The sequence below is a fragment of the Acidobacteriota bacterium genome (assembly GCA_040754075.1).
GTDB lineage: Bacteria > Acidobacteriota > Blastocatellia > UBA7656 > UBA7656 > JBFMDH01.
The window spans coordinates 220,451-232,114 of record JBFMDH010000004.1; the positions used below are offsets into that span (position 1 = coordinate 220,451).

The window sequence follows — 11,664 nt, forward strand, 5'->3', positions numbered from 1 at the left end:
GAGTCTAATCAAAAGATTAAAACGGGGAAGCCTTTCAACGGCTTCCCCGTTTGTGTTATAGTTCGCTCCATCAGTTCAAAATTTCGCGGAACCAACAAATAACCTCCGCGTTCGATTGCGTAAGAAAGCGCCAAACGCTCCCTGAAAAGGGTAGTTAGATTCTAGAAGAACTGAGGAGAGAATGATGGATAAGAAAAAGCAGAGAGGTTTTTCGCTGATCGAGTTGCTTATCGTCGTCGCAATCATCGGCATTATCGCAGCCATAGCCATCCCGAATTTGCTCAAATCTCAACAGGCTGCACGCGAAACCGCAGCCATGCGTGAAGTTCAGGCTTTGGGCACTGTACAGTTACAATATCAAGTGACCAAGGGACACGGAAAATTCGCCACTTTGCAAGAACTCGGTGCCAATGCTTATGTCGATGCCAATATGGCTTCGGGCATCAAGGGCGGTTATATCTTTACTTCCGAACCGGTTTCGGCGGGAGAAAAAATGCCATCTATGTATGACACCACCGCCAAGCCCGGCTCCACCGGGACTTTCGGAACCGGCAACCGTTCCTTTTATTCCAATGAAACCAATGTGGTCTATTCGGCAGAAGGCGATCAACCGCCAACCGCAACCCCGCAAGACCGCATTCCGAAAAACGGTCAGCCGATTTCTAATTAATCAATCTGAGTGGGCAGTTTAAATTCAGACTTAAACTGCCCACTCAACCAATAACTTTCCGCCCTCAATTTCAGCCCTCCTGATTCAAGCCTTTTTAGTTCGTGGTTTAATTCAAATTCTAGCCCCGCTGAAGAATCAATACCGATATGGCGAAAACCGATACCGTAGCGAAACGCTTAGAAAAGGGCATTGCTAAATCCTCAAAAGTTCAACCTGTCGATGCGCCGCAAACCAATCTGTTGTTGCGAGCACTTGACCGAATGGATGTTTCGCGAGTCATTCTCTTGCTTTGTTTACTCATTGGAATTTCATATGCAAATTCGCTGGGCGGCGATTTCGTTCATGATGATATTGACCAGATTCTCAAAAACCCCGATATACGCAGTTGGGATAATCTTAGCAAAGCCTTTACCACACACGTCTGGCAATTTCGCGAACGTCCCGAATGGTTGAGAATTCCGATTCCGCCGCCTTATTACCGCCCATTGTTTACGGTTTTGTTCACGGTTGAATACCAACTGTTCGGCATTTGGCAACAGGGCTGGCATCTGGTGAGTGTCTTACTGCATATCTTTTGTTCTATCGGTGTCTTTTTTGTCTTGATGCAGTTATCGCGCAACCGAATGATAGCCGTCATCACCGCAGCGATTTTTGCTGTCTATTCCATACACGTTGAATCCGTCAGTTGGATTAGCGGGGTGACCGACCCTTTATTTGGCACATTCTTTCTCTGGGCTTTTTATTTTTATTTGCGCTACAAAGAAGAGCAGAAAACCCGGTTGTTGATTTATTCCACTTTGCTTTTTGCCGGGGCGGCGTTTTCCAAAGAAACCGCATTGACCTTTGTGCCCCTGATTTTTGTTTTTGAAATCATCGGATTTAATCATGATTCACCATCAGGCGGATCGCTTAAAAAATCCAAAGGCTCCTTTGATTTCATCGCTTCGCTAAAAAAAGCTGTGGTGATGAGTTTGCCATATGCGGGTGTAGTTGTTGTCTATTTGCTTGCCCGTTTTCTGGTGCTTGGAAGTTTAACCTGGTATAACCCAGCCGCGTACCATGGGCCGCGTATTCATATACTCTGGACATTGCCATGGGTCGTTTGTACCTACCTGCTACATCTGCTTTTTCCGTTTAATATGAGCATTGCTTATGCGACCGATTATGTGAAATCGCCCGCGTCGGCAAGCTTTATTTTTCCGACGCTGGCACTGCTGATCATCACCGGCAGTTTGATTTATTATCACTCCAGAATCAGCAAAGCGGTGTGGCAGGCATTCGCTTTTTTGGTTGTTCCGTTGCTGTTGGTTTTCGATATTCGCCAGCTGTCGGTCGAATACCTGATTGCTGACCGTTATCTTTATCTTTCAGTGGTTGGTTTCGGATATCTCATTGCAATGGGCATCGCGAAATTAGCCGACAAAGAAGAGCAACGCATTCATCGACAGATGAAAACACCATCGGCTGTCGAACGCCTCGGTTTAAGCTCGGCGTTGGTGATTATCCTGTTGACGTTTTCAATTGTCGTGACGACCAGAGAGAATCAAGCGTGGGCAGATGGTTATTCGCTATGGGCGGCGGCGGCGCGCGTGCGCCCGAATTTCTGGGCGACGCATTACAATGCCGGACTTGAACTCATTAAAGCCAAGCGATTTGCGGAAGCTCGCGACGCCCTGCTTCGCGCCGCTGACATTACTGCCGCAGAGCCGACGGTGTTTAATGAACTCGGGCAGGCTTATATGGGACTCGGTGAAAACTCGCGGGCGATAGAGAGTTTTAAACGCGCGCTCGATATTGACCCTGAGACTTTTGAAGCCCTCAATAATCTCGGCACGATTTATTTCAATTCCGGCGATTTCGTTTCAGCCGAACGCTATTTTAAATCTTCACTGTCGCTGAAGCCGCAAGCGGTATCTTCGCGCTTCAATCTGGCAATGTGTTACAGCCGTCAAAATCGTTTCCAGGAAGCGATTCCTGAATTGGAAAATTCGGCTAAGTATGCGCCCGATGATGGCGAAGTCTTATACGAACTCGGTCTCGCTTATGAAAAGGTTGGGCGCAAAACCGATGCTCTTGCCACCTGGCAAAAAGCCTCGGCGCTCAAGAATACAGAGGCGTTGCGTAATAAAATTAATGACGGGTTAAATCGCCTGAGAAGTTAATGACTTTTAGAGATTGGCGATAGCTTTTCTCTTATAGGCGTTTGGTGGAGCTATTCGACACGTTCAGCGCGTCCACCATGTTTGACTATCACGCTTGGACGTTTGCTCGGCACCAGGGCGTGGCGCGTCCGTTCATTTGCTTGAAACATTTCCGAGCCGATGTTATCGCGGATGTAGTGGAGGAAATTTTCAAATTCGCGCTGCATCTGATTCATGCGTTCGCGCATGTTTAAAATAACCGACACGCCTGCCAGATTCACGCCCATATCGCGTGTAAGATTTAAAATAATTTCCAGACGTTCGATGTCTTCTTCAGTGTAATAACGGGTTCCTTTGGGCGAACGCGATGGTTTAATCAAGCCTTCGCGTTCATACAGCCTGAGCGTTTGTTGATGCACGCCATATTGTTCAGCAACGACGCTGATGGTGAATTTCTTGGATTTCTTAGAGTTTCTCATAACCGTTACTCTGTTCAATATGGTATTGCCATCGTTTTTGGGTTAGGGTTCAACCTGCTTTTGCGTGCGTTCTTCATCATCACCTTTGCTGCCGGTTTCATGTCTGCCTTCATCCTGATCTTTCAAAAATTCAACTGCGGCGCGTTTGTTGCGCGTATCGCCGACAAATTTATCCAATTCCAACATTCCGGCTCGCAATAAAGATTGCTTGCTTTCAACCAATTCGTTTTCAAATTCCTGCGCTGTGCGATTGCGTCGTCGGTTATCCTCTCTGATTAACGCCCAGATCATCAGAACAAAGATAATGGCAACGACAACCCAGGCGATTAACTCATACATAAAACCTCAATAGCGCGATTTTATACTCGCTAAAACCGAATCCCTCACGCTGCGTCTTATTCCAAACCCATTTCTGCGCGCGGATTCTCAGGGTTTTTCTTGGCGTACTCGTGCAGCAATTCTTTGGTCTCTTCGCTGATCACTTTCGGCAAAACAATTTTGACTTCAACATACTGATCGCCGCGCATGCCGTCGCCGCGTAAACTCGGCACCCCTTTTTCACGCAAACGAAAACGCTGCCCCGATTGGGTTCCCGGCGGGATTTTAAGCCGCGCTTTGCCTCCAATGGTTGGCACTTCAATCTTTGCGCCAAGCGCCGCTTCGGGAACTGTAATCGGAATTGTGCAATAGATATTATCGCCTTTGCGTTTGAAATACGGATGTTGACCGACGTTGGTGACAATGAATAAATCGCCCGCCGCGCCGCCAAACAATCCGTTGTTGCCTTTTCCTGCTACCCGTATGCGTGAACCGGTATCGACCCCGGCAGGAATTTTAACGGAAATCTTTTCGCGTCCGTGGGTACGGGGAATTTCAACATTCAACGTGGTGCCATGCATGGCATCATCAAAAGAAATCGAAACCGGATATTCCAAATCCGCGCCGCGTTCGGCTTGGGTGTAGGCTTGCGAAGCGCGCCCGCGAAGATTCGAGAAAATTTCCGAAAAGACATCCTGAAAATTTCCGGCATCAAAACGCGAAAAATCAAAACCGCCACCGGCTGCGGCTTCCGCTGTGATGTTGTCTGAGTAATAGCCGAATTTATCGTAAATACCGCGCTTCTTTTCATCCGAGAGAATATCGAAAGCCTCGGAAATATCTTTGAACTTTTCCTCAGCGACTTTATCGCCGGGATTGACGTCCGGGTGATATTTCCGCGCCAATTTACGATAGGCTTTCTTTATCTCTTCGGGCTTGGCGTTACGTGAAACACCAAGCGCGGCATAATAATCTTTCTTGGACATAACGCTTTGTGCTGGTGCTTGGTGCTTTGCCTGTATGTTTAATCTGAGAATGGCTAAACACAAAGTGCAAAGCACCCAGCGCCATTACTATTTCTTGTCATCAACATCAACAAAATCGGCGTCGATGACATCGTCACCGCCACCCCCGCCAGTGTTGCTGCCTGCGGCTGCTCCACTGGCGCTACCGCCTGCTTGACTTGATGCCGTCTGTTGATACATCACTTCGGCAATCTTATGCGAAGATTTCGCCAATTGCTCGAACGCCGCGTTGATTTCATCGGCGCTTTGCGATTCGAGTTTGCCTTTGGCTTCAGTAATCGCTGCCTCAACTTCGGTGATGGTCGAAGCATCAATCTTGTCGCGGTTATCGGCAATAGTCTTCTCGATTTGATAAATCATGCCATCGAGTTTGTTGCGCGCTTCGATGCGTTCGCGCTCGCGCTTGTCTTCGTCGGCATGTGATTCGGCATCGCGCATCATGCGGTCAATCTCTTCTTTCGATAGACCGGACGAAGCGGTGATGGTGATTTTCTGTTCGCGTCCGGTGCCCAAATCTTTCGCAGAGACATTGGCAATGCCATTGGCATCAATGTCGAAAGCGACTTCAATTTGCGGCATACCACGCGGCGCGGGCGGAATGCCAACCAGATGGAATTTGCCGAGCGTGCGGTTTTGTCCAGCCATCGAGCGTTCGCCCTGCAACACATGAACTTCAACCGAGGTTTGATTGTCTGATGCGGTCGAAAAGACTTCCGATTTGCGGGTCGGAATCGTGGTGTTGCGATCAATCAATTTGGTGAACACTCCGCCAAGCGTTTCAATACCGAGTGAAAGCGGAGTGACGTCAAGCAACAATAAATCTTTGACTTCGCCGCCCAGAACGCCTGCCTGAATGGCTGCGCCAACGGCGACCACTTCGTCAGGGTTGACGCCCTTGTGGGGGTCTTTGCCGAAGAATTCTTTCACCATCTGCTGAACTTTCGGAATGCGCGTCGAACCGCCAACCAGCACGACTTCATCAATCTGATTGGGTTTCAATCCCGCATCATTCAATGCCGCTTTACAAGGTTCAATGGTGCGACGCAGCAGGTCGTCAACCAGTTGCTCGAATCTGGCGCGCGTCAACTTCATAACCAGGTGTTTGGGGCCTGAAGCATCGGCGGTGATAAACGGCAGGTTGATTTCCGATTCCATCGTCGATGAGAGTTCAATTTTGGCTTTTTCCGCGGCTTCTTTCAGGCGTTGCAAAGCCATCTTGTCTTTCGACAAATCAATGCCCTGATCTTTTTTGAATTCATCAATGATCCAATCAATCAGTCGTTGATCAATGTTATCACCGCCAAGGTGGGTGTCGCCGTTGGTCGATTTCACCTCAACGACGCCTTCGCCGACTTCGAGAATCGAAATATCGAAAGTGCCGCCGCCAAAGTCGAAAACCGCAATGGTTTCGTCTTTCTTCTTATCGAGACCGTAAGCCAGAGCCGCAGCCGTCGGTTCGTTGACGATGCGCAAGACTTCCAGTCCGGCAATCCGCCCAGCGTCTTTGGTCGCCTGACGTTGCGAGTCATTAAAGTAAGCGGGCACCGTGATGACTGCCTGCGTCACTTTTTGACCGAGATGGTCTTCGGCTGCCTGTTTCAATTTTTGCAAAATCATTGCAGAAATTTCCGGTGGCGACCATTCTTTGCCACCCGCAGCGATACGAACATCATTTCCAGCCGGGGTGACTTTGTAAGGAATCATCTTCATCTCTTCGTTGACTTCATCATAACGTCGCCCCATAAATCGCTTGATTGAATAGACCGTATTTTCAGGATTGGTGACGGCTTGGCGCTTTGCCACTTGCCCGACTAAGCGATTGCCATCTTTGGTGAATGCGACGACCGAGGGCGTGGTGCGCGACCCTTCGGCGTTGGTGATGACAACAGGTTCACCGCCTTCCATTACAGCAACTACAGAATTCGTTGTACCCAGGTCAATGCCTATTATTTTACTCATTTTCTTATAAGCCTCCGATTTTTATAAGGTCGAAGCTATCTTAAAAATTTGAGTGTGTTATTGTCAAGTTTTTTGTTTGTTGGTCAGTCAAAAAGCTAGCTTGAATGATTGAAAATGCCGGTTTATCCCGTCGTCAAGATAATTTAAAGCGAGAAAACCCTGTTTAGAGAGTTTTATTCCTATCAATTTTAGTTCTTAAAAATTTTACGATTTCTGCATTGTTTTTACTTTGATTTACGTCTGTTGGTTAGCGGGGGTAGTTGAAATTACCTGAGTTGATAAAATTCTTAAAAAGTAACCGAAATTGCAAAGGAGAAGTGCGATGAAAAAAATAACCTCACTGTTTTTAGTCGTTTGGCTATTAGCGATTGCCGGATTTGCGGTTCAGGAAGGAAAAACCACCACCAAAAAAGCCTCTACAAAAGAGAGCGTTGACTGCTCAAAAGTGGATGATGCAAAAATCGCGGCTGATGTGAAAGAGAAATTCGCCAATACTAAGACCCTGAAGGATGCCGGCATTGAAGTTGCGGTTCAGGGTGGTAAAGTGACGCTTACCGGAAAAGTTCAAAAAGGGGCGACCAAAGGGTTAGCCACACGCCAGGCAAAACGGGTTTCATGTGTCAAAGATGTTGTAAATGAAATAGCGGTCGAGAGTGCGCCTACGAAAAGCACAAAGTGAAGTCTGCTATTTTTGCTACCACGCGCAGGTGAAGGTTATCTGCGCGTGGTGTTTTTTTATCGCCTGAACCCTTCCCATTTCACTAACCTGGCGAGGAATCCGAAATGAAAAGCCTTGAATGGAAACCTGTAGTTGCGACCTTGTTACTCTCGGTTTTGCTGCTTGGGCAAATCGCTTACCCGGATGATTTGGACAACCTCATTTTTACCGGTGAAGTTAAAGATAACGCGCAGGCGGTGATCATTTCAGCGAAGGTGCAGGTACGCAACCTCGCGACCCATATCGAGCGACAGGTTGAAACCGATACTCGTGGACAATTTAAAATTCTGGTAAGCGAACCGGGGCGTTATGAGATTAAAGTGAGCGCCGAAGGTTTCAAGGAAGCCACTAAACAATTCGACACCGTAACCGGTCGCAAAATCGTTGCGGATTTTATATTGATACCCGCAGGTATTACCGAACAAATGGTCGTTCAAGCGGCAACTGGTTTGTCGATTGATACGACGCGCACCGTCGCAGGTGACACCGTTGACCGTAAAGAGCTTGAGAGTTTGCCGATTCTCAATCGCGACCCCCTGCAACTCATTTTTCTATTAGGGGGCGCAAGCGAAGCGCCGCTCTCGACGGCTGAGCTTGCAGATGAAGGTCGCGGGGTATTTCTCAGAAACTCACCCGAAGAAGCCGGAATTTTTTCGCTCACAGGTGCGCCGGCGACTTCCAACAACATCACCATTGATGGATTCGATAATAATGATGACCGCGCGGCGCGCGAACGCATCAAACTTTCACCCGAAAACCTCGCCGAAATGCAAATCATCACCAATCAATACGCCGCAGAATACGGACGCGCTTCGGGCGGACGTATCAATTTGCGCACGCGCAGCGGCGGCGCAACTTTTCACGGTGAAGCCTACAGCTATTTCAGCGATGAATCTTTGAATGCCAACACCTATTTTCGCAACGCCCGTGGACTCGGACGCATTCCACAATCGGAATATCGTAATGGCGCAGTTTTTTCCGGGCACCTCATCAACCAAAAAAATTTTTTCTTTGTCGGGTTTGAAAGATTAGAGGTTAGCGATTTTGCCGAAATCAACACCTTTGTGCCAACCCAAAGCCATCCGCTTTTTGCTCTGCCAAAACCCAACACGCCATTTTCTTCAACCGAGCAAGTCGGATTGCTGTTTGAAGAAATCTCGACGCCGGAAACCAATAACACTTTGAATGCCCGCGCCGATTTCAATTTGTCGAATTCGCATACTGCGGCTTTGCGATTCGATTTATCGCGTGGAGAAAATAAACGCGGATTTTCAGGGGGCAGCCGTCTGGCGGAAACCCTGCTGATTGCCGGACGCAATTCCGACTCCTTGAGCTTCACGGATAATTGGATATTGTCGAATCATCTAATCAGCCAGATGCGCGCGCAGTTTTCGCGATTGTTGCCGCGTTCGAGCGCCGAGATTGATTCCATTGGCGTCATCATCAACGAACCGAGCCGGGTCGTTGCCGGAGCGTTTACCGGCAGCGATTCCGCACCGGCTTTTTCACGAGAAGAACGACGCGGGCAAATTCAAGATAACCTGTCGCTCATTCGCGGCGCGCATTTCATCAAGACCGGATTCGATGTTCAGTTGGTGCGTTCAACTTTCAATAATTTATTCGCCACCGGCGGACAATATACCTTTGAAACCGTTGATGATTTTCTTGCCAATCGCCCGTCGCGATTCATTCAACGGTTCGATACCACCAGCCGCGCGCGTAACAATGTTATTGGTTTATTTGTTCAGGACGAATGGCGCATCAAACCGAATCTCACTCTCGCTTACGGCGCGCGTTGGGACAGTGAATCGATTTTGAATGACCGCAATAATTTCAGCCCGCGCCTGGCAATCGCCTGGGACCCGTTTGGCGGCGCGCTGTCGCGGTCGAAAAAATTTGCGCCGGGAAAAACCTTAATCCGCGCGGGCTTTGGTCTTTTTTACAACCGCGCCTTGCTCAGAACGATTGATGATTTTTCGCTCGGCAAATCATCCATCACCGTTGATTCAAATATCACCCCCGATATTTTATCATCCGTGCAGTTTCCCAATCCGATACTCGATAACACCCTCGTTCAACGTTACGGCGTGGTTGAAACAGACTTTCTTAGACGCATCAGTCCTGACCTTGAAATTCCTTACACCTTGCAAACCGGCATTGGCATTGAACGACAATTAAGTAAAAACGCCGTCGTCACTATTGATTACATTTTCACACGCGGCATGCATCTGTGGCGCGAAACCAATATCAATGCGCCGCGCCTGCCCGCAGGGTTTGCCAGTTTTACCGAGTATTTATTAAGTCGCGATTTTGATAACCGTCCGGTTCAAGGCGCGCGCCCGATTATCAACGCCAATGCCGATATTGTGCGCTTCGATTTGGGGACGAACACTTCAACGGCTTCAAGCGCCATTCAATCCATCAACGGCATACGCCTTTTAACTCTCGGATTGAACACCCAGCGTTCAAGCAACCTCAGCACGGTGTTGAGAATTTTGCGAAACCTCAGACCCGACCCATCGCTTACCCAAGTTGAACTTCTCGAATCAACCGGCAATTCCTTTTATCACGGCGGGATTTTTTCCTTACGCTATCGTCTATCAAATTGGGCGACGTTGCGAACGGTTTATACGCTATCGAAATTTATTGATGAAGGCACCACCAACACCGCCTCGCCGCAAAATTTAAGTGACCGACGGGCTGAGCGAAGTTTATCTTTGCAAGACCAGCGGCATCGCTTCACCTTGAGCGGCATTTTTCAACTGCCAAAAATCAAAATCACTCTCGCGCCGATTTTTTCCCTCGGTTCGGCAAGACCTTTCAATATCGGCGCAGGCTTTGATCGCAATTTGAATGATATTGCAAACGACCGCCCCAATTTCATTTCAGAGATTGCGAGACCGGTTTGGCGAAAGCCCAATTCCAATGCGGCAACGGATGTGAAAAGCGCCCTCGCGCTTGCTCCCTTGGGTTCGGATGGCAACTTGCCGCGCAATTACGGCAGAGGACCCGGCACCTTTACTTTCAATATTCGCGCATCGAGAACCTTTCACTTGACAGAACAAATTCGCCTGCGTCCGGCGATTGATGTGTTCAATGTATTAAATCACACGGTCTTTAATTTTGGTTCGGAATTCGTTGATCGCGACGACGCAGATTTTCTCGTCCCGCGCCGTACCCAACGCCCACGCACCATTCAATTGAATGTAAAGGTGGATTTTTAATCGTCACTGGGCGATGCCAGACGGATTTATTTGAACTCCAAACCGATTAAGTGAAGGAAGAAAAGCCATGAACGATTTATCGCCTCTGTCTGGAAAGTGAAGGATGCGAGTAAACCGCGAAAATGTCTGTTCCGGGAGCCACTGAACGGTTGGCTACGGATAGTGAAATTGCCTGAAAAATTGAAGAGAATGATGAATTATCTTAAAGAACTCACCTTTCCTGTCGGTCTATCGCTTAGTGTTTCGATGTTCTTAGCGATATGCGCATTCGGACAAACGTTGAGTCGCGATCATTTGTCAATCACTGATCAAACTACCATTACTCAACCGGTATCCGATGATGTTTCGCTGATAACGATTGCCTATGGAAAACTAGCGAAATACATCAAAGCTGCGTATATCTGGCAAAGCAACGGAGAGCGACCATTAAACCGGCAAGGCAGATCCGAGAAATTAGCGGACAACGGAAGCTCAATCAGTTTTGAGATTAAAAACATACGCACCGGCGCTATAGAAGATATTTATCAAGACATTTATGGCGAGCGGGTTTCCAAACCGCAAGGGGATATTTTGAATGTCGGGCAAATGACTGTCAGGTTAAATAATGGGTCGGAGCGTATTGCCTATAAAGCGGAATGGGGAATCAATCAATCGAATTCTTTGGTAGAGGATTGGCAACACACCACTTTTGAAGAGGTATTAAGAAGGGTAGGGACAACCCTTCCACCGGTTAAAAAATATACGGCTTACGACGTGAAGGTAAAATTTGGCAAAAAGGAAAAAAGCTATAAGGCAATGATTCTGCATCACGAAATGACATCATCATCAACTTTGCAGTTCAGCTTTTTGGATAACATCGTCGGTCAAATCGCTTTGACGAAGGCATTTTATGAAACACGTCCAGCGATAGAATAAACAACAAGTTTTACAGTCAAAAGGTGTATACAACTTTTTCCGTTTTTAACCTTTTACACAGGTATGATGATTCAAACTCTATCAACGTCATAGCCCTTGACTACAAAACCTCGAAACGCCAAGACCAGCATGGGAACTTATTTCGCTACCGCGCCAAGGTGCGTGATGCACAGGGCGCAAGTGTCGGCAGGTGGGCTTGGGATGTCTTTTTCAAA

At 47.9% G+C, this 11,664-nt stretch carries 9 protein-coding genes; 5 read left to right on the plus strand and 4 right to left on the minus strand.

Annotated elements, in window-relative coordinates; translation table 11 throughout:
* The first annotated feature begins 181 nt into the window (after positions 1–181).
* Both AB1757_06540 and AB1757_06545 read left to right on the plus strand, forming a co-directional pair.
* Entirely contained in the window at positions 182–670 is a 489-nt protein-coding gene (locus tag AB1757_06540) for a type II secretion system protein (protein ID MEW6126680.1), read from the plus strand.
* A gap of 146 nt (positions 671–816) precedes the next feature.
* Positions 817–2,832 carry a tetratricopeptide repeat protein gene (locus AB1757_06545; protein ID MEW6126681.1) on the plus strand — a complete coding sequence of 672 codons (2,016 nt, stop codon included), beginning with the start codon at positions 817–819 and terminating at the stop codon, positions 2,830–2,832.
* A 50-nt stretch (positions 2,833–2,882) separates the two neighbouring features.
* Here AB1757_06545 and AB1757_06550 read toward each other — a convergent pair whose 3' ends face one another.
* From AB1757_06550 to dnaK, 4 genes are all read right to left on the minus strand, one after another.
* Positions 2,883–3,290: a helix-turn-helix transcriptional regulator gene (locus tag AB1757_06550; GenBank protein MEW6126682.1), complete on the minus strand. Its 408-nt coding sequence runs from the start codon at positions 3,288–3,290 to the stop codon at positions 2,883–2,885.
* A gap of 42 nt (positions 3,291–3,332) precedes the next feature.
* Positions 3,333–3,629, minus strand: coding sequence for a hypothetical protein (locus AB1757_06555; protein MEW6126683.1), 297 nt, complete (start codon positions 3,627–3,629; stop codon positions 3,333–3,335).
* A 56-nt stretch (positions 3,630–3,685) separates the two neighbouring features.
* The gene (locus AB1757_06560) at positions 3,686–4,594 is read right to left on the minus strand and encodes a DnaJ C-terminal domain-containing protein (GenBank protein MEW6126684.1); all 909 of its coding nucleotides are present in this window, start codon (positions 4,592–4,594) and stop codon (positions 3,686–3,688) included.
* An 87-nt stretch (positions 4,595–4,681) separates the two neighbouring features.
* A complete protein-coding gene (gene dnaK, locus AB1757_06565) occupies positions 4,682–6,592 on the minus strand; it encodes a molecular chaperone DnaK (protein ID MEW6126685.1) in 1,911 nt (636 codons plus the stop codon).
* Positions 6,593–6,914: 322 nt separating this feature from the next.
* Between dnaK and AB1757_06570 the strand changes: the two genes are divergently transcribed.
* The 3 genes from AB1757_06570 (at position 6,915) to AB1757_06580 (ending at position 11,449) form a co-directional block, all read left to right on the plus strand.
* Positions 6,915–7,271: a BON domain-containing protein gene (locus tag AB1757_06570; GenBank protein MEW6126686.1), complete on the plus strand. Its 357-nt coding sequence runs from the start codon at positions 6,915–6,917 to the stop codon at positions 7,269–7,271.
* A gap of 104 nt (positions 7,272–7,375) precedes the next feature.
* Positions 7,376–10,534, plus strand: coding sequence for a TonB-dependent receptor (locus AB1757_06575; GenBank protein MEW6126687.1), 3,159 nt, complete (start codon positions 7,376–7,378; stop codon positions 10,532–10,534).
* A gap of 168 nt (positions 10,535–10,702) precedes the next feature.
* Positions 10,703–11,449, plus strand: coding sequence for a hypothetical protein (locus tag AB1757_06580; GenBank protein ID MEW6126688.1), 747 nt, complete (start codon positions 10,703–10,705; stop codon positions 11,447–11,449).
* The last annotated feature ends 215 nt before the right edge of the window (positions 11,450–11,664 follow it).